Origin of the sequence: Sphingobium sp. Z007 (assembly GCF_900013425.1) — a bacterium.
GTDB lineage: Bacteria > Pseudomonadota > Alphaproteobacteria > Sphingomonadales > Sphingomonadaceae > Sphingobium.
In genome coordinates this window covers 1,109,286-1,128,201 of the sequence record NZ_FBXK01000001.1, presented here as the reverse complement: position 1 = coordinate 1,128,201, position 18,916 = coordinate 1,109,286, and the positions used below count along the sequence as shown (strand labels likewise).

The window sequence follows — 18,916 nt, the reverse complement described above, 5'->3', positions numbered from 1 at the left end:
AGGCCCGCCATGGCGCGCCCGACCCTTGCTATCCTGCGAATTGACCCCTTTCTGCTATGGCTGGTCGCGACTGTGGGCGTGGCGTCGCTATTGCCGGCCAGCGGACAGGCCGCCGGCTGGGTCGATATGCTGGCCGACATCGCCATCGCGCTGCTGTTCTTCCTTCATGGCGCAAAACTGTCACGTGCGGCGATACTCCAGGGGGCGGGAAATTGGCGGCTGCATTTGCTGGTCTTTGCTTCGACCTACATGGTGTTTCCTGCTGTCGGCATCGCGCTGACGTCGCTGATGCGGGGCTGGGCTGATCCGGTGCTCATGTCGGGGCTGCTCTATCTGACTCTTTTGCCCTCCACCGTCCAATCATCGATCGCCTTTACCGCGATGGCGGGCGGCAATGTCGCCGCCGCCCTGTGCAGCGCGTCGCTGTCCAACCTGATCGGCATCCTGCTGACGCCGCTCCTCGTCACCTTAACCCTGAATGTGGAGGGACATGGCGGCTCCGCTACGATCCATTCGGTCCAGACTATCGCCCTTCAACTGCTGATCCCCTTCGTCGCGGGCCATCTGCTGCGCCCCTATATCGGCGGCTTCATCGACCGGCATAAGGGACTGTTGATGCCCGTGGATCGCGGCGCGATATTGTTGGTGGTCTATGCCGCTTTCAGCGCCGCCGTCGCGGGCGGCATTTGGACTCAGGTCGGCGTGGGCGACCTAATGCTACTGTTGGTCCTGAGTATGCTCATCCTGGCCTTCGTCATGGGGGTCAATATGGGCGTTGCGCGGCTTGCCCGATTGCCGCGCCCGGACGCGATCGTGCTGCTGTTCTGCGGATCGAAGAAAAGCCTGGTATCCGGCGTACCGATGGCTGGCGCGCTGTTCCCGCCCGCGCAGGTCGGCCTGCTGATTCTGCCGCTCATGATATTTCATCAGCTGCAACTGCTGCTGTGCGCGGCGCTGGCCGCCCGGTTCGCGCGGCAGGCGGCGACTTTGGCGACCATCCCGCCACTGCCCCGAAGCGAAGCGGACATTCATCGGGCGGCAGACGCCATCGGCCTGCCGATCGATGCCGCCTGTATGCCCGGCGTGGTCGCGAACATGGCGCTGCTCGATCGCCATGCCGGACTGTTGCTCAGCCGTGATGAAAGCGCCGCGCCATGATGGGAGCCATGGCTATCGCCCAGTCCGTGCGCAGCGGCCGACTGTCCGCCACGCATATGCTCGATCAGTGCCTGGCGACGCTGGCGAAAGAATATGCGCCGCTTTGCGCCGTGACCCGCATCCTGGCCGGACCGGCGCGCGAGGATGCGCAGAGGGTGGATGCGCTGGTCGCCGCCGGACGCGATCCAGGCGCGCTGGCGGGCGTGCCCTTTGGTGTGAAGGATCTGTTCGACATTGCCGGCCTGCCCACCGCCGCCGGATCGCGTGTTTATGCCGACGCGCCCCCGGCGGCCGAAGATGCCGAAGCGATCCGTCGCCTGAAAGCCGCAGGCGCAGTGCTGGTGGCGAGCCTCAACATGGACGAGTTCGCCTATGGCTTTGCGACCATCAACGCGCTGCATGGCACGACGCGCAATCCGCATGACCCGACCCGGCTGGCGGGCGGGTCGTCGGGCGGGTCGGCGGCGGCGGTCGCGGCCGGCCTTCTGCCCTTTTCGCTGGGGTCCGACACCAACGGGTCGATCCGGGTGCCGGCCAGCCTGACCGGCCTTTACGGGTTGAAACCAACGCATGGCGACCTGCCGATGGGTGGCGTCTTTCCCTTCGCCGACAGTTTTGACGATATCGGCCCGTTCACCGCGTCGCTGGCCGACATGGTGACGATCTGGGCAATACTGAGCGGGCGATCCGCCCAGCCGCACGACACGCCGATCCGCCTTGCGCGGCTGGGCGGCCGCTTTGCGCAGAACATCGATCCCGATCAGAGCGCAGCGATAGACGCCATTGCGCCGGATGCGCCGGTCGTAACTGTGCCAGACATCGCCCGCGCGCGGTCGGCCGCCTTCCTGATTACGGCCAGCGAAGGCGGGCGACTGCACCGCGCGGCGCTGGCGCGCGACGCCATGGCTTTCGATCCGCAGGTGCGTGACCGGCTGATCGCCGGGGCCTTGTTGCCCGATGGCCTGTATGACGACGCGCAGGCGTTCCGCGCCAGCTTCCGCGCCACGATGCTGGACCTGATCGCGCCCTATGACGTGCTGATCGCGCCGGCCACGCCCTGCACCGCGCCGCTGGTGGACGATCCCCGCATCCTGATCGACGGGGCGATGACGGCGGCGCGCGCGGACCTGGGCATTCATACCCAGCCGATCAGTTTCACGGGCTTTCCTTCGCTCAGTGTTCCGCTCTATCGTCCGGGGCGGCTGCCATTGGGGCTGCAACTGATCGGCAAGCCAAGTAGCGAGCCGACATTGTTCCGTCTGGCCGCCATGCTGGAGCAACGGGGCATCACCGGCGTCACCATGCCGGGACATCAACATTCGGGGGACATCGCATGACGCCATCGCAGGTCGCGGATCACCATCCGCCAGAAGCGCCGACAAGCCGGCTGGACCGCTATTTCGCCCTCAACCAGCGCGGCACGTCGGTGCGGACGGAGGTTTTGGCGGGGGTCACCACCTTCCTGACCATGGCCTATATCGTGCTGGTCAACCCGGCGATCCTGGGCGCGGCCGGGATGCCGGTGGCGGCGGTAGCGGCAGCCACCTGCTTTGCGGCTGCCTTTGCTTCGATCCTGATGGGCCTGACCGCCAATGTGCCTTTGGCGCTGGCGCCGGGCATGGGATTGAACGCCTATTTCGCCTTTACCGTGGTCGGGCAGATGGGCGTGCCCTGGCCGATCGCGCTGGGCTGCGTCTTCCTGTCCGGCGTCGCGTTCCTGATCCTGACGCTGACCGGGGTGCGGCAATTGATCGTGGCGGTCATCCCCACCTATCTTTTTGCCGCCGTGGCGGGCGGCATCGGCCTGTTCATCGGTTTCATCGGCCTGAAAAATGCCGGGATCGTGGGTGCCAATCCGGCGACCTTCGTGGCGCTGGGCGACCTCAAAGCCCCCGGCGCGGCGCTGGCGTTGCTGGGGCTGTTGGTGATCGGCACGCTCAGTGTCTGGAATGTGCGCGGCGCAATGCTGATCGGCATCGTCGCGACCACGATCGTCGGCTGGCTGACCGGCATGGTGACGGTCAAGCCCGAACCCTATAGTCTGGATGCGCTGACCGGCACGGCGTTCCAACTGGACCTGCCTGGCGTGTTCGGGCTGACCGGCAGCCATGGCCTCGGTCTGCTCGAAATCCTGTTCGTGTTCCTGTTCGTGGATCTGTTCGACAATATCGGGACGCTGGTGGCGGTGACCAAGCGCGCCGGGCTAATGGACGCGGCGGGCAAGATTCCGGGCCTCAACCGCATATTGATTACCGACGCGGTCGCCACCATCGTCGGGTCGATGGCGGGGACCAGCACCGTCACCTCCTATGTCGAAAGTGCCGCGGGCGTGCAGGCGGGCGGGCGCACCGGACTGACGGCGGTCGTCACCGGCATCCTGTTCCTGTTGACGATGTTCGTTGCCCCCTATGCGCAACTGGTGCCGCTGGCGGCGACGGCACCCGCGCTCATCATCGTCGGGGGCCTGATGCTGGTGCCGCTGACGGAGGTTGAGTGGGAAGACCCGATGTCGGCGATTCCCGCCTTCCTGACCGTGGCGATGATCCCGCTGACCTTCTCGATCGCCAACGGCCTGGCCTTTGGCATCACCGCTCATGCGGCGCTCAAGGCGCTGCGCGGGACGGCCACCCGCAAAGACTGGTTCCTGTTCCTGCTGGCCGGCCTTTTCGTCATTCGCTTCGTCTGGATGGGAGCCGCCTGATGCGTTTTATCGCCCTCGCGCTGCTGGCGCTTGCCCTTCCCTCTCAAGCCCTCGCGCGCAAAATGGACAGCACGCCGCGCACCGTGGTCATGACCGCCTTCCTGCCCGAATGGGATGCGCTGGTGAAGTCGGTGGACAGGCCCAAGCGCCACCAGATCAACGGCATGACCTTCCTGACCGGCCGGATGGCCGGCAAGCCGGTGCTGCTGATGCAGAGCGGCGTTAGCATGGTGAACGCTGCGATGAATACGCAACTGGTGCTGGATCACTTCACCGTGCGGCGCATCGTCTTTTCCGGCATCGCTGGCGGCGTCGATCCCGGCCTGTCGATCGGCGACGTCATCGTGCCGCAGGACTGGGCGCAATATCTCGAAGTCTCCTTCGCCCGCAAAAATGGCGACGGATGGACCGTCCCCGAAGCGGTGGACGCCAACGCGCCGGCCAATTGGGGCATGATGTTCCCGCGCGGGGTGCGCGTTGGCAATGCGCGCGAGGCGGTAAAGCGTCACTATAGTTTCGGCGTCGATCCCGCCCTGCTGCAACTGGCGCAGAAAGTGGCGGGCGACGTGAAGCTGGAACGCTGCATCCAGGGCCAGGGCGCAGCGTCCGCCTGCCTGCCGCATGATCCCAAGATCGTGGTCGGCGGGACTGGTGTCAGCGCCGGCGTATTCGCCGACAATGCCGAGTTTCGCGATTATCTGGCCAGCGCGTGGAAGGCGCGGGTGCTGGACATGGAAAGCGCGGCGGTCGCGCAGGTCGCCTATGCCAATGGCGTGCCGGTCATCGTCTTCCGCAGCCTGTCGGACCTGGCCGGCGGCGATGCGGGCGAGAATCAGATGGTCGCCTTCATGGCCTTGGCGTCGGTCAACAGCGCCCATGTCGTGCGCGCCTTCGTCGCGGCGCTGCCTGACTGATGGCGCTGGCCACCGTCTCAGGCCGACACGGCATGGTGACCGCGCCGCATCATTTGGCGAGCGCGGCGGGCCTCAGCGTGCTGCGCGATGGCGGCAACGCGGTGGAGGCGTGCGTCGCGGTGGCGGCGACGCTGGCGGCGGTCTATCCGCATATGACCGGCATCGGCGGCGATGGGTTCTGGGTCATTCGAGAGTCAGACGGGCGCGTGCATGGCATCCATGGCTGCGGCGGCGCGGCGGCCAAGGCGGACCTGTCGCTTTATGCGGGACATGAAGCGGTGCCGACGCGCGGGCCGCTGGCAGCGAATACGGTGGCAGGCACGGTTTCGGGCTGGGCGGCGGCGCTGGAAGGCGGCACGTTGCCGCTCGATCGCCTGCTGCGCGATGCGATTGGCCATGCACGGGCGGGCGTGGCCGTCACGGCGGGCGGCGCGGAGATCGCGGCGGCCAAGGGCGAAGAGTTGCGCGGACAACCCGGCGCCTATATGGCGACCTTCGAACCCGAAGGCCGACCCCTGCGCGCGGGCGATCTGCTGTGCCAGCCCCTATTAGCCGACACGCTGCAACGGCTGGCGGACGAGGGATTGGCGAGCTTTTACAGCGGCGCGCTGGCGGCCGACATCGCCGCCGATCTGGCCGCGCTGGGCAGCCCCGTTTCCGCCGCCGATCTGGCCGCGCATCAGGCGACCCGCCCCGATCCGCTGCATGTCGGGATCGGTGGCGCGACCCTCTACAACAGCGCGCCGCCCACGCAGGGTTTCGCCTCGCTGCTGATCCTCGCCCTTTTCGACCGGCTGCGCGCTGGGAGCGCCGATGGGTTCGACCATGTCCATGGGCTGGTCGAAGCGACCAAACAGGCCTTCCTGATCCGCGACATGCATGTCGGCGATCCCGCCTTTCATGATTATGACTGGCAGGGATTGCTGGACGATCCCGCCGCGCTGGAGATGCTGGCGGCGAAGATCGATCCGGCCCGCGCCCTGCCCTGGCCGCAGCCGCCGCAATGGGGCGACACCTGCTGGTTCGCGGCGGCCGATGGCGACGGGCGCGTCGTATCCTGCATCCAGTCCACCTATTTCGAGTTCGGATCGGGCCTGGTGCTGCCGCGCACCGGCATCACCTGGCAGAATCGCGGCAGCAGCTTCCGATTGGCGCAGAGCGGCTGGAATGCGCTCAAGCCCGGCCGTAAGCCGTTCCATACGCTCAATCCCGCGCTCGCATGTTTCGCTGACGGGCGGGTCATGGCCTATGGCACGATGGGCGGCGAGGGTCAGCCGCAGACGCAGGCGGCCTTATTCACGCGCTACGCCCGCTATGGTGTGGACTTGCAGGAGGCGATCAGCCGACCGCGATGGTTGTTGGGGCGGACCTGGGGCGACCAGAGCACGACCTTGAAGCTGGAGGACGGGTTCGACGAGCGCCTTTATGTCGACCTGATCGCCGCTGGTCACGATGTCGAGCGGGTGGGGCCGCCGACCGGCACTATGGGCCATGCCGGCGCGATCGTGCGCCATAGTGATGGGCGGCTGGACGGCGCGACAGACCCGCGCAGCGACGGCGCGGTGGCGACATGGTGAGCGGCGGGGCAAGAGCGGTGGCGCGCTGCGATGCGTTGGGCGTCGCGCCCTATAGCGACATGGCGGACGGCCTGTATCGCGGCTATCTGACGCCGGCCTATGTTCATGCACAGGATGCGCTGGCGGGGTGGATGGGAGAGGCCGGGATGGCTGCGCGGCGCGACCCGGCTGCCAACCTGATCGGCCGCTATGAAGGGCTGGACCCGGCCGCGCCCGCGCTGCTGATCGGCAGCCATCTCGACAGCGTGAAAGATGCGGGTCGCTATGACGGGCTTCTGGGCATCATGCTGGGCGTGGAGGCGGTCGCGGCGCTGCATCGCGCCGGGCGACGCCTGCGCTTCCCGATAGAGGTGATCGCCTTTGGCGACGAGGAAGGATCGCGCTTTCCCGCCGCTATGCTGACCAGCCGGGCGGTAGCGGGTACGCTCGCGGCTGAGGCGCTATGGCTGAGCGATGGCGACGGCATTGCATTGGCGGATGCCGGTGTCGATGTCGGCGCCTATCTCTCCGCCGCGCGCGCGCCCCGCACCACCCTCGCCTATCTTGAAGCGCATATCGAACAAGGGCCGGTGCTGGAGGCGCAGGGGCTGGCGCTTGGCACCGTCACCGGCATCGCCGCGCAACTGCGCTATCAACTGACGCTGCGGGGGATGGCGGGCCATGCCGGCACGACGTCGATGCCCTTGCGCCGCGACGCGCTGGCAGGCGCGGCGGAGGCGATGCTGGCGATCGAGGGACTCGCGCGCAACGATGCCTCCGACCTCGTCGCCACGGTGGGGCGGATCGAGGCGCTGCCGGGCGCGGCCAATGTCATCCCCGGCGAAGTGCGCTTCACGCTGGATGTCCGGTCCGGCGAAGAGGGCAGGCGTAACCAAGCGGCGGAGGCGATGATCGATGCGATCACTGCGATCGCCGATCGGCGCGAGCTGGATTTGGCGACGACGCTGATCCACGACCTGCCCGCAAGCCCGTGCGATCCCCGACTGATGAAACTGATGGATGCCGCCATCGCCGAGACCGGACAGTCCGCCTTCCGCCTCGTATCCGGCGCGGGTCATGACGCGATGGTGATGGCGGCGCTGTGCCCGACCGCCATGCTGTTCATCCGGTGCAGGCATGGGATCAGCCATCATCCGGCCGAACATGTCGATCCCGCCGATGCGGAAGCGGCATTGCAAGCTATGCTGGGCTTCATAGAGAGATTGGGAGAGTTCATTGCTGCCGCTTGATCCGAACTTATTCGGCGAGATCGACCCGCCCCAGCGGCTGCTGATGGGGCCGGGGCCGGTCAATGCCCACCCCCGCGTGCTGCGCGCCATGTCCGCCGATCTGCTGGGCCAGTTCGACCCGGAAATGACCGGCTATATGAACCAGGTCATGGCGCTGTATCGCCCGATCTTCGGCACGCAGAACCAGTGGACGATGCTGGTCGATGGCACCGCGCGGGCGGGGATCGAAGCGGCGCTGGTCAGCCTGGTCGCGCCGGGCGACACCGTGCTGGTGGTCAATTTCGGTCGCTTCGGCCTGCTGCTCACGGAAATATTGGGCCGCATCGGCGCGCGGGTCGAAACGGTGGAGGCGACCTGGGGCGAAGTCGTGCCGATGGACGCCATCGCTGCTGGGATCGAACGGGTGCAGCCCAAGGTGGTCGCCACCATCCATGGCGATACCTCCACCACCATGGCGCAACCGCTCGACGGCCTGGGCGCGCTGTGCGCGGCGGCGGGGGCGCTGCTCTATGTCGATGCGACTGCGACGATCGGCGGCATGGCCATCGCCGCCGATCGCTGGGGCGCGGACATCGTCACCGGCGGCTTGCAGAAATGCCTGGGCGGGCCATCGGGATCGGCGCCGATCACCATCTCCGATCAGGCGGCGGCGCTGATCCAGGGCCGCAAGCGGGTCGAAGCCGGCATCCGCCGCGACGACATCAGCGACGGCGCGGGGCCGCGCATCGGCTCCAACTATTTCGACCTCGCCATGATTATGGATTATTGGAGCGACAAGCGCCTCAATCATCATACCGAAGCGACGTCGATGCTCTACGCCGCGCGCGAATGTGCGCGGATCATGCTGGGCGAAGGGCTGGAGGCCAGCTACGCCCGCCACGAAGCCGCCGGGCGCGCGATGACCGCCGGGCTGCGCGCCATGGGGCTGACCGTCTTTGGCGACGACGCGCATCGCATGACCAATGTGACGGGCGTTTTCATCCCGCAGGGCGTCGACGGCGAACGCGTCCGCACGATGATGCGCAATGCGTTCGAGATCGAGATCGGCACCGCCTTCGGTCCGCTCCAGGGCCGGATCTGGCGGATCGGCGCGATGGGTTATAATGCGATGCAGCATAAGGTGCTGAGCACGCTGGGTGCGCTGGAGGCGTGCCTGCGGCGGGAGGGATTTACGCTCCCCGCCGGTGAGGCTGTCAATGCAGCGATGGCGGCGTGGGACGCGTGACCCCGCCCCGCGACCTCATCGGCTATGGCGCCTCCCCTCCCGATCCGTGCTGGCCCGGCGGTGCGAAAGTCGCGGTGCAGTTCGTCATCAATTATGAGGAAGGGGCGGAAAATAGCGTCCTCAACGGCGACAAGGGGTCCGAAGCCTTCCTGTCCGAAATGGTCGGCGCGCAGAGCCATGACGACCGGGCGATGGCGATGGAAAGCCTGTATGAATATGGCAGCCGCGCCGGTTTCTGGCGGCTGCACCGCATCTTCACGCAGCGCGCCCTGCCCGTCACGGTCTTTGGCGTGGCGCAGGCGATGGCGATGAACCCGCAAGCGGTCGCCGCGATGCTGGCGGCGGACTGGGAAATCGCCAGCCACGGCCTGAAATGGATCGACTATCAAACCGTGCCCGAAGACGTCGAGCGCGCGCATATTACCCAAGCGATCGCGCTGCACAGCAGCCTGACCGGCAGCCGCCCCTTGGGTTGGTATCAGGGCCGCACGTCGCCCAACACCGCCCGGCTGGTGCGGGAGGAAGGCGGTTTCGTCTATGATGCGGACAGCTATGCCGACGACCTGCCCTATTATGATCGCGGGCAGTTGATCGTCCCCTACACGCTCGACGCCAACGACATGAAGATGGTCGCCTATAACGGCTTTACCGAGGGCGAGCAGTTTTTCCGCTATCTGCGCGACACGTTCGACCAGTTGCGGGAGGAAGGCGGGCGGATGATGTCGGTCGGCCTGCATGGCCGCATCGCGGGGCGCCCCGCTCGCGCCCGCGCGCTTGCCCGTTTCCTCGATCATGTCGTTGCGTCCGGCGACGCCTGGGTCGCGCGCCGCATCGACATCGCCCGCCACTGGATGGAGGTTCACCCGCTATGACGATAGACGATCCCGTACTGCTCGCCGAAATCACCGCCGCCTTCGTCGCCTATGAGCGGGCGCTGATGGCCGACGACGTGCCCGCCATGGAGGCGCTGTTCCACGATGCGCCGACGACCAATCGCTATGGCGTGGGCGAGGTGCTTTACGGCATCGAGGAGATACGGGCATTTCGCAAGGGGCGCGGCGGATCGCCGCAGCGCAAACTGGGGAAGGTCTCGATCACCGTCTATGGCGACGCCTTCGCCACCGCCGACGCCGAATTTTTCCGCGAGAATAGCGACCGGCGCGGACGCCAGACGCAAAGCTGGGTCAAGTTCGCCGATGGCTGGAAAGTCGTATCGGCGCATGTCTCGCTGGAAGGCAGCACACATTGACTGGTCCCACGCAAGCCTTTTTCGAACATAGCCCCTGGATCGAGGCGCGGGCAGACGCGCGCCCGTCGTGTGGGGACCGCTGGGCGGACCTGATGGCGGTGGTCCGCAGCGCCAGCGGCGAGGAGCAACTGGCCCTGATCCGCGCCCATCCCGAACTGGCGGGCAAGGCGGTGATCGACCGGACATTGACAGACGCATCGGCAGCGGAACAGGCATCGGCCGGGCTAGATCGGCTGACTCCACAAGAATATGCGCGCTTCCATGCGCTCAACGCCGCCTATCAGGAGCGCTTCGGTTTTCCCTTCATCATCTGCGTGCGGCTGACCGACAAGGCGGGGATATTGGCGGCCATGGAACAGCGTCTCGCCCACGAGCGGGGCGAGGAGATTGCGACCGCCATCGCCCAGATCGGCGAGATCGTGCGCCTGCGGCTGAAGGATATGGAGGCATGATCGGCCTGCCCGCCCTGGAAGCGGACCTCGCCCGCCAATTGACGCTGATCGGTTTCGGCGGCGCGGACTGGACGCGCCCGCGCGCTCATCCTGATGGGCATGTGTACGATGTGGCGATCGTGGGCGGCGGGCAGAGCGGGCTTGCCGCGGCCTTCGGCCTGATGCGCGAGCGCGTGTCCAATATCCTGGTCATCGACGAAAGCCCGGCGGGTCTGGAGGGACCATGGGACAGCTATGCGCGGATGATTACGCTGCGCACGCCCAAGATGCTGAACCCGATCGATTTCGGGGTGCCCGCGCTCACCTATCGCGCCTGGTGGGAGGCGCAGCATGGCGCGGCTGGCTGGGAGGCTGTCGACAAGATCGCGCGCGGCGACTGGATGGCCTATCTGCGCTGGTATCGCCGGGTGCTGGCGCTGCCGGTGCGTAATGATACGCGGTTGACGCTGATCGAGCCGGTCGGAGACGGGCTGCACCGGTTGCATCTGGACAGGCAAGCGCCATTGCTGGCGCGCAAGGTGGTGCTCGCGACCGGCATCCAGGGCGGCGGGCAATGGCATACCCCCGCGATGATCCGCGAGGCCCTGCCCCGCCATCTCTACGCTCATACCAGCGAGCCGATCGATTATGCCGCGCTGGCGGGCAAGCGAATCGGCATATTGGGCGGCGGCGCGTCCGCGTTCGACAATGCCCACGCGGCGATGCGCCTGGGCGTCGCGGAAGCGCATGTTTTCATCCGGCGCAAGAGCTTGCCGCGGATCAATCCCATTCGCTTCATGGAAAGGGTCGGCTTCACCGGCCGCTATCCCGCATTGGATGATGCGACCAAATATCGGGTGATGGCGAGCTTCCTTGGCCATAACCAGCCGCCCACCAACGACACCTTCGATCGCGCGGCGGCCTGGCCCGGTTTCGCGCTGCATCTGGGCGCGCCATGGCTGGATGTGCGACAAGAAGATGGACAGGTCTGCGTGACCACGCCGCAGCGCGAACAGATGTTCGATTTCGCGGTCCTATCGACGGGGCTTATTAGCGATCCAGGCCTCCGTCCCGAACTGGCGGGGCTGGCGCCGCATATCGCGCGCTGGGCCGATCGCTTCACCCCGCCGCCGGGCGAGCGCAACGCGCTGATCGACGCGCATCCCTATCTGGGCCCCGGCTTCCAACTGCTGCCGCGCGACGCGGCGGGCGAGGCAGCGCTGCACGGCGTGTTCGCCTTCAACTATTCGGCGCTCATCAGCCTGGGCCTGTCCGCCTCGGCCCTGTCGGGGTTGCAGACCGCCCTGCCCCGGCTGGTCCGCGGCGTTACCGACCAGCTGTTCCTGGACGATAAGGACGCGCTGGTCGCCGACCTGATCGCCTATGATGAAGCGGAATTTATCGGCCAATGGCCGCGCCAGGAGGCGGCCGAATGACTATCCTGTCCACCCATGTCCTCGACACCGCCCATGGCTGCCCGGCCGACGGAGTGGCGATCCAATTGCTGTCGCAGGACGGCGCGCTATTGTTCGCAGGCGCCACCAATGCGGACGGGCGCTGCCCCGGCCTGCCCCCGATCGATCCCGGCTGCTACCAGCTGACATTCGCGGTCGCGGCCTATTATCGGGCGCGCGGAACCGTGCTGGCTGACCCGCCTTTTCTTGACGTTATAACTGTCCATTTCGGTGTCTCGGACGATGGCCATTATCATGTGCCGTTGCTGGTTTCGCCCTATGGCTATTCGACCTATCGGGGGAGTTGAGATGAGCGGCGTGCGCTTTCTGCTGGACGGCGGCGTGGTGGAGATCGCGCAGGTCGATCCCACCGCCACCCTGCTCGACCATCTGCGCTATCGCCTGGGCCGGACGGGCACGAAGGAGGGCTGCGCCGAGGGCGATTGCGGCGCCTGCACCGTACTGGTGGGCGAACTGGATCGCGACGGCATCGCGTGGCGGGCGGTCAACAGTTGCATCCTCTTCCTGCCGATGCTGCATGGCAAGGCGCTGCTGACGGTCGAGAGCCTGGGCAAGGACGATGCGCTCACCCGGTTGCAGGCGTGCATGGCGGCGAACGGCAGTTCGCAATGCGGCTTCTGCACGCCCGGTTTCGTCATGTCGCTGCATGGCCGGTGCATCGGCGCGCGCGGCGATGCGTTGCCGGTGGCGGACGTGCTGGCGGGCAATTTGTGCCGCTGCACCGGCTATGGGCCGATATTGGACGCGGCGGAAAGCGTGCCGACGTTGCCTCAGGACGATGCGGGCACGGTCGCCGCGTTGCGGGGAATCGCATCGGACCAGACCGTCGCGGGCGGCGATGGTGCGCGGCGCTGGTTCATCCCCCGCACCACGCAGGCGCTGGCCGACCTGCTGGCCGCCCATCCCGACGCCCGGCTGGTGGCGGGGGCGACAGATGTCGGCCTGTGGGTGACGAAGGGGCTGGAGACGCTGGAGACATTGATCTTCATCGGTGACATTGCGGAATTACAGGCGATCAATGAAGGACCGGATGGCCTGACGATCGGCGCGGGGGTGCGCTATGCCGACGCCCATGCCGCGTTCGCGCGGTTGCACCCGGACCTGGGCGAACTGGTGCGACGGATCGGCGGATTGCAGGTGCGCAACGCCGCAACCGTGGGCGGCAATATCGCCAACGGATCGCCCATCGGCGACGGGCCGCCCGCACTGATCGCGCTGGGCGCGTCGATGACCCTGCGGAGCGCCATGGGGCGGCGGACGATGGCGCTGGAGGAGTATTTCCTGGCCTATGGGCAACAGGACCGGCGGCCGTTCGAGTTTGTCGAAAGCATCCACGTGCCGCGCCCCGCCCCGACCGACATCATCCTGATCGGCAAATTGTCCCGCCGGTTCGACAGCGATATTTCGGCGGTGTGCGGGGCGATCCGGCTACGGATGGATGGCGAGCGGATCGTGGAGGCGCGGGTCGCCTTTGGCGGCATGGCGGCGACGCCGCGCCGGGCACCGGCTTGCGAAGGCGCGCTAACGGGCCAGTCTTTCACGCAAGCGACGATTGCCGCTGCCGTCGTTGCGCTGCGCCAGGATTACAGCCCATTGAGCGATGTGCGCGGCAGCGCCGTCTATCGGGTTGAGGCGGCGGCCAGCCTGCTTTGGCGATTGTGGCACCGGGAGTCCGGCGCGCCGGTATCGTTGCTGGCGCTGGAGGCCGAGCATGGCTGAGCGCGATCCCGGCTTGGTGGCGCAGGCGAAACCCTCCAACCCGCATGACAGCGCGGCGCTGCATGTCAGCGGTCGTGCCCACTATGCCGACGACCTGCCCGAACCGGCCGCCATGCTACATCTCGCCTTCGGCCAGAGCCGCGAGGCACATGCGCGCATCATGGCGATGGACCTCTCCGCGGTGCGCGCCGCGCCCGGCGTGGTCGCTGTCTATACCGCAGCCGATATTCCCGGTGCGAACGACGTCAGCCCGGTCGCGGGCGACGATCGGCTGCTAGCCGACGGCGAAGTGCTCTGCGTCGGCCAGCCCATCTTCCTGGTCGCCGCCACCAGCCAGCGCGCCGCGCGGCAGGCGGCCCGACTGGGCGAGATCGCATACGAACCCTTGCCTGCCCATCTGACCATCGCCGACGCCCGCGCTGCCGCGTCGCTGATCGAGCCGACCCAGCGCATGGCGCGGGGCGACGCCGCCGCTGCATTGGCCGACGCCCCGCATCGCCTGACGGGCGGTTTCGACATGGGCGGGCAGGACCATTTCTATCTGGAGGGGCAGGTCGCGATCGCGACGCCGGGTGAGGATGGGCAGATGCATGTCCTGTCCTCCACCCAGCATCCCAGCGAAGTGCAGCATCTGGTCGCCCATATGCTCTGTCGCCGTTCCGCCGACGTGACGGTCGAGGTGCGGCGGATGGGCGGCGCGTTCGGGGGCAAGGAGACTCAGGCCGCCCTTTTCGCCGCCGCCGCCGCCCTGGTCGCGGACAAGACCGGTCGCCCCGCCAAATTCCGTTGCGACCGCGACGACGACATGGTGATGACCGGCAAGCGGCATGATTTTCGGGTAGATTATGAAGTGGGTTTCGACGCTGCGGGACACATACTCGCGCTCAAGCTGGGGCTCGCCTCGCGCTGCGGCGCGACCGTGGATCTGTCGCCCGCGATCAACGACCGGGCGATGTTCCATGCCGACAATTGCTATCATCTGCCCGCGATCGAGATTTTGTCGGAGCGGCTGAAGACGCACACGGTTTCCGCCACCGCCTTTCGCGGGTTCGGCGGGCCGCAGGGGATGCTCGCGATCGAAAGGGTCATGGATGATGTCGCCGCGCATCTGGGGATCGATCCGCTCGATGTGCGGATCGCCAACCTCTATGGCCCCGGCCGTGACGTCACCCCCTATGCCATGCAGGTCACGGACAATATCGCGCCGCAGTTGATCGCCCGGTTGCGTGCCGATGCCCGCTACGACGCGCGGCGGCAGGCGATCGCTGCCTTCAATGCGCAGAGTCCGGTGCTGAAGAAAGGGATCGCGCTGAGCCCGGTCAAGTTCGGCATCAGCTTCACCACTACCCACCTCAATCAGGCCGGCGCGCTGGTCCATGTCTATGCCGACGGCAGCATCCAGATCAATCATGGCGGCACCGAGATGGGGCAGGGTCTCTATATCAAGGTGGCGCAGGTGGTGGCCGATGTGTTCGCCGTGCCGGTGGGGCAAGTGCGGATCACCGCGACGCGGACGGACAAGGTGCCCAATACATCCGCGACGGCGGCGTCATCGGGCGCGGATTTGAATGGCATGGCGGCCTACAACGCCGCAATGACGATCCGGGACCGGCTGACTGCCTTTGCCGCGCGCAGCTTTGGTTGCGGAGAGGAAGCCGTGCGTTTCTCGGACGGTGCGGTGCGGATCGGCACGGAGCGGGTGAGCTTCGGCGACCTTTGCCGCAAGGCGCATATCGGGCGCGTCTCGCTCTCCTCGACCGGCTATTACGCCACGCCCGACATCGCCTATGATCGGGCCGCGCACAAAGGTCGGCCCTTCTATTATTTCGCCTATGGCGCGGCGGTGACGGAGGTGGCGATCGACACGCTGACCGGCGAGCATCGGGTGCTGGCGGTCGATATCCTGCATGATGTTGGCACATCGCTGAACCCAATCATCGACATCGGCCAGATCGAGGGCGGCTTCCTGCAAGGCCAGGGCTGGCTCACCACCGAGGAACTGGTGTGGGACGACAAGGGCCGTCTGCTGACCCATTCGCCCGCCACCTACAAGATTCCGACCGCGTCGGACCGGCCGCGCCATCTGTCGATCCGGCTGTGGGACGGGGAGAATGTGCAGCCGACGATCAACCGGTCCAAGGCGGTGGGCGAGCCGCCCTTCATGCTGGCGATCTCGGTTTTTTCGGCGCTGACGCATGCGATCGCCGCCGTCGCGCCGGAGAAGCGCGCCTTGCCCCCACTCGATGCGCCGGCGACGCCCGAACGCATATTGCGCGCCATCGCGGATCATCGCCCCGCATGAGCGACTGGCTGGCATGGATAAAGGATGTCGCGTCGAGCGAACCGGCAGCATTGGTCAGCATATTGGCGAGCGAAGGGTCGGCGCCGCGGGGCGCGGGCACGCGGATGCTGGTGAGCGCCGACCGCTTGTTCGGGACGATCGGCGGGGGCCAGCTGGAGCATCGCGCGATCGAACAGGCGCAGGCCATGTTGGCATTGCCGCCGGGCAGCTGGCGGGTGCAGGATTATCCGCTGGGGCCATTGCTGGGCCAATGTTGCGGTGGGCGGGTGCGGCTGCTGATCGAGCATGTTGATCCTGCTGCGCTGGACTGGCTGGCGGACGCTGCGGAGGAGCAGGTGCTGGTATCGACCCTGACGCCGGGCCGGATCGAGCGCCATGTCAGCGCCAAGGCCATACCTGCCCCGCTGTCGGCGCGGGGCGACCGGCCGCGCGAGGGCGCGACGTTCGCCGAGAGGATCGGCCAGCGCCGCCGCCCGCTCTATCTGTTCGGCGCGGGCCATGTCGGCCAGGCGATCGCGCGCCATGCGCAGCCCCTGCCGTTCTGCCTAGCCTGGTTCGATACGCGGCCGCTGTTCGAGACGATCAACGGCGTCGCAGTGGTGCCGGAGGATGCGATCGCTCAATGCGTGTCGCAAGCGCCCGACGACGCTGCGATGCTGATCCTGACCCATGACCATGCGCTCGATTACCGGCTGACCCGCGCAGCGCTGGAGCGTGGCCCGATCGCCTTTGTCGGCCTGATCGGATCGCAGACCAAGCGCGCGCGCTTCCACAGTCGGCTGGAACGCGACGGTGTTTCGCAAGCGGCGCGTGCACGGCTGACCTGCCCAATCGGGGTCAGCGGCGTGACCGGCAAGGAACCCGATGTGATCGCCATCGCTGCCCTTGCCCAATTGCTGCAACTGGAGCGGCCATGACCATCCGGGCGTTTCGCGGCGAAATCCTGTCGGTGGCGGATGATCCACTGACGCAACCGAAAGCCGTGCGGCATGAGCCGGACGGGCTATTGGTCGTGGAGGATGGGATTGTCGTCGCGCGCGGTGCCTATGCCGATCTCGCGCCGGTTCATGCCGATGTCCAGGTCGAAACGCTGCCGGGGCTGATCGTGCCGGGCTTTATCGACGCTCATGTCCATTATCCGCAGATGGACCGGATCGCCTCCCATGGCGAACAGTTACTCGACTGGCTTGACCGGCATATCTTCCCGGCGGAAAAGGCTTTTGCCGATCGCGCCCATGCCGATCGGGTCGCCGGGTCGTTCCTTGGCGAACTGCTGCGCAACGGCACGACGAGCGCGCTGGTCTTCCCGACCGTCCATGCCCATTCGGTCGACGCGTTGTTCGATGCGGCGCTTTCCCGGAATATGCGGATCATTTCCGGCAAGGTGCTGATGGATTTGGGGCCGGAAGGGCTGGCCGACACGCCGGAAACGGCGCGTGGCGAGAGCGAGGCGCTGATCGGCCGGTGGCGCGGCAAGGGGCGGCTCGGCTATGCGGTGACGCCGCGCTTCGCGCTGACTTCGTCCGACGCGCAAATGCATGTCGCCAGTGCGTTGCTGGCGGATCATCCTGATGTGCTGCTCCACACCCATCTGGCGGAAAATGAACGCGAATGCGCGCAAGTTGCGGCGCGTTTTCCCGATGCGGCCGACTATCTCGACGCCTATGACCGCTTTGGGCTGGTGGGGTCGCGATCGGTATTTGCCCATGGCGTACACCTGTCCGACCGCGCCTGCGCCCGGATGCGCGAGAGCGGCGGGGGAATCGCTGTATGCCCGACCTCCAACCTGTTCCTGGGGTCGGGCTTTTTCGATTTCAGCCAGGCGGCGCGGCATCGGATGAAGCTGGGCCTTGGCACCGATGTCGGGGCGGGCACCAGCTTTTCGATGCTCCACACCGCCGGAATCGCCTATCAGGCGGGGCTGATGCGCGGGTATCGGCTCGATCCGTTCCGCGCGCTGTATCTGGCGACCGCAGGCAGCGCCGCGCTGCTGCATATCGGCGATCGGGTCGGCGCGCTGCTGCCGGGGCAGGAAGCGGACTTCGTTGTGCTCGACACGACCGCCACGCCCCTGCTGGCGCGACGCACCGCTGGCGCGGATCTTGCCGAACGGCTGTTCGCGTTGCAGATATTAGGGGACGACCGGGCCGTCGCGGCCACCTATATCATGGGCGAGCGCATAGACCCCGCATGATGGACAGACGATGACGATCAAGCTTATCTGCCTCGATGCCGACGACACGCTCTGGCACAATATGCGCCATTTCAATGCGACCGAAGAAGCGCTGGTGGCGATGCTCAAGCCCTTCGCCGACGACCATGTCACGCGCGACCGGCTGATCGCCTGTGAAACGCGCAACCTCAAACTTTATGGCTATGGGGCCAAGGGCTTCACTTTGTCGATGATCGAGACGGCGGTGGAATTGGCGGGCGACAATCTCTCCAAGTCGCTGGTGTCCGACATTTTGGCCGCCGGACGCACCCTGCTTGCCCATCCGGTTGAACTGTTCGACGATGTGCTGGAAACGCTGGAGGCGCTGTCGCATCTGGGCAAGGTCGTTTTGGTCACGAAGGGCGACCTGTTGCACCAGGAAAGCAAGCTGGCGGCGTCCGGGCTGGGCGACCTGTTCAGCGGGATCGAAATCGTGAGCGATAAGAGGCCGGATACCTTCACCCGCATCTTCGCCCAATATGGCGTCGCGGCGGAGCAGGCTGTCATGGCCGGCGATTCGCTGCGGTCGGACATTCATCCCGCGCTGGAGGCGGGCGCATGGGCCGCCTATATCCCGCAGGAGGGCGCCTGGGCGCATGAAATGGGCCGAGTGCCGGAGGACCATCCGCGCTTCCGCCTGCTGGAACGGCTGGGCGATCTGCCTGATTGGGTGCGGTTGATCCGTTGATGCGCGCATTGCGGCAACACGCCGTCGCCGGGATTG

17 protein-coding genes are annotated in these 18,916 nt (G+C 66.7%); all 17 read left to right on the top strand.

The genetic code is table 11. From position 1 onward, the window contains the following. Positions 1 to 9 precede the first annotated feature (9 nt). From CEQ44_RS05125 to CEQ44_RS05045, 17 genes are read left to right on the top strand one after another with little or no spacing between them, the layout of a single operon-like run. Positions 10 to 1,158 carry a bile acid:sodium symporter gene (locus CEQ44_RS05125; RefSeq protein ID WP_088182491.1) on the top strand — a complete coding sequence of 383 codons (1,149 nt, stop codon included), beginning with the start codon at positions 10 to 12 and terminating at the stop codon, positions 1,156 to 1,158. Next, complete coding sequence (locus tag CEQ44_RS05120) at positions 1,155 to 2,495, top strand: AtzE family amidohydrolase (RefSeq protein ID WP_088182490.1); 1,341 nt, start codon at positions 1,155 to 1,157, stop codon at positions 2,493 to 2,495. Before CEQ44_RS05125 ends, CEQ44_RS05120 begins: the two co-directional genes overlap by 4 nt. Beyond that, entirely contained in the window at positions 2,492 to 3,859 is a 1,368-nt protein-coding gene (locus CEQ44_RS05115; RefSeq protein WP_088182489.1) for an NCS2 family permease, read from the top strand. Before CEQ44_RS05120 ends, CEQ44_RS05115 begins: the two co-directional genes overlap by 4 nt. Continuing rightward, positions 3,859 to 4,773, top strand: a complete 915-nt coding sequence (locus CEQ44_RS05110; protein ID WP_176400213.1) for a 5'-methylthioadenosine/S-adenosylhomocysteine nucleosidase — start codon at positions 3,859 to 3,861, stop codon at positions 4,771 to 4,773. The genes CEQ44_RS05115 and CEQ44_RS05110 overlap by 1 nt, the downstream gene beginning before the upstream one ends. After that, a complete protein-coding gene (locus tag CEQ44_RS05105; RefSeq protein ID WP_088182488.1) occupies positions 4,773 to 6,350 on the top strand; it encodes a gamma-glutamyltransferase family protein in 1,578 nt (525 codons plus the stop codon). Before CEQ44_RS05110 ends, CEQ44_RS05105 begins: the two co-directional genes overlap by 1 nt. Beyond that, positions 6,344 to 7,579, top strand: a complete 1,236-nt coding sequence (locus CEQ44_RS05100; protein WP_088182487.1) for an allantoate amidohydrolase — start codon at positions 6,344 to 6,346, stop codon at positions 7,577 to 7,579. The genes CEQ44_RS05105 and CEQ44_RS05100 overlap by 7 nt, the downstream gene beginning before the upstream one ends. 43 nt (positions 7,580 to 7,622) lie before the next feature. After that, positions 7,623 to 8,804, top strand: a complete 1,182-nt coding sequence (locus CEQ44_RS05095) for an alanine--glyoxylate aminotransferase family protein (protein WP_088190009.1) — start codon at positions 7,623 to 7,625, stop codon at positions 8,802 to 8,804. Then, positions 8,801 to 9,676, top strand: a complete 876-nt coding sequence (gene puuE, locus CEQ44_RS05090; RefSeq protein WP_088182517.1) for an allantoinase PuuE — start codon at positions 8,801 to 8,803, stop codon at positions 9,674 to 9,676. Before CEQ44_RS05095 ends, puuE begins: the two co-directional genes overlap by 4 nt. Continuing rightward, on the top strand, positions 9,673 to 10,053 hold the full coding sequence (gene hpxZ / locus CEQ44_RS05085; protein WP_088182486.1) for an oxalurate catabolism protein HpxZ: 381 nt from the start codon (positions 9,673 to 9,675) through the stop codon (positions 10,051 to 10,053). Before puuE ends, hpxZ begins: the two co-directional genes overlap by 4 nt. Beyond that, entirely contained in the window at positions 10,050 to 10,505 is a 456-nt protein-coding gene (gene uraD, locus CEQ44_RS05080; protein WP_088182485.1) for a 2-oxo-4-hydroxy-4-carboxy-5-ureidoimidazoline decarboxylase, read from the top strand. Before hpxZ ends, uraD begins: the two co-directional genes overlap by 4 nt. Next, a complete protein-coding gene (locus tag CEQ44_RS05075; RefSeq protein ID WP_176400212.1) occupies positions 10,502 to 11,920 on the top strand; it encodes an FAD/NAD(P)-binding protein in 1,419 nt (472 codons plus the stop codon). The genes uraD and CEQ44_RS05075 overlap by 4 nt, the downstream gene beginning before the upstream one ends. Continuing rightward, positions 11,917 to 12,246 (top strand): hydroxyisourate hydrolase, encoded by a 330-nt coding sequence (gene uraH / locus CEQ44_RS05070; protein WP_088182484.1) that lies wholly within the window; start codon positions 11,917 to 11,919, stop codon positions 12,244 to 12,246. Before CEQ44_RS05075 ends, uraH begins: the two co-directional genes overlap by 4 nt. Before the next feature lies 1 nt (position 12,247). After that, the gene (xdhA, locus tag CEQ44_RS05065; protein ID WP_088182483.1) at positions 12,248 to 13,678 is read left to right on the top strand and encodes a xanthine dehydrogenase small subunit; all 1,431 of its coding nucleotides are present in this window, start codon (positions 12,248 to 12,250) and stop codon (positions 13,676 to 13,678) included. Further along, positions 13,671 to 15,980: a xanthine dehydrogenase molybdopterin binding subunit gene (gene xdhB / locus CEQ44_RS05060; RefSeq protein ID WP_088182482.1), complete on the top strand. Its 2,310-nt coding sequence runs from the start codon at positions 13,671 to 13,673 to the stop codon at positions 15,978 to 15,980. The genes xdhA and xdhB overlap by 8 nt, the downstream gene beginning before the upstream one ends. Continuing rightward, on the top strand, positions 15,977 to 16,897 hold the full coding sequence (xdhC, locus tag CEQ44_RS05055) for a xanthine dehydrogenase accessory protein XdhC (RefSeq protein WP_088182481.1): 921 nt from the start codon (positions 15,977 to 15,979) through the stop codon (positions 16,895 to 16,897). Before xdhB ends, xdhC begins: the two co-directional genes overlap by 4 nt. Then, positions 16,894 to 18,174: a guanine deaminase gene (guaD, locus tag CEQ44_RS05050; RefSeq protein ID WP_088182480.1), complete on the top strand. Its 1,281-nt coding sequence runs from the start codon at positions 16,894 to 16,896 to the stop codon at positions 18,172 to 18,174. The genes xdhC and guaD overlap by 4 nt, the downstream gene beginning before the upstream one ends. A gap of 10 nt (positions 18,175 to 18,184) precedes the next feature. Then, positions 18,185 to 18,880 carry an HAD family hydrolase gene (locus tag CEQ44_RS05045; RefSeq protein ID WP_088182479.1) on the top strand — a complete coding sequence of 232 codons (696 nt, stop codon included), beginning with the start codon at positions 18,185 to 18,187 and terminating at the stop codon, positions 18,878 to 18,880. The last annotated feature ends 36 nt before the right edge of the window (positions 18,881 to 18,916 follow it).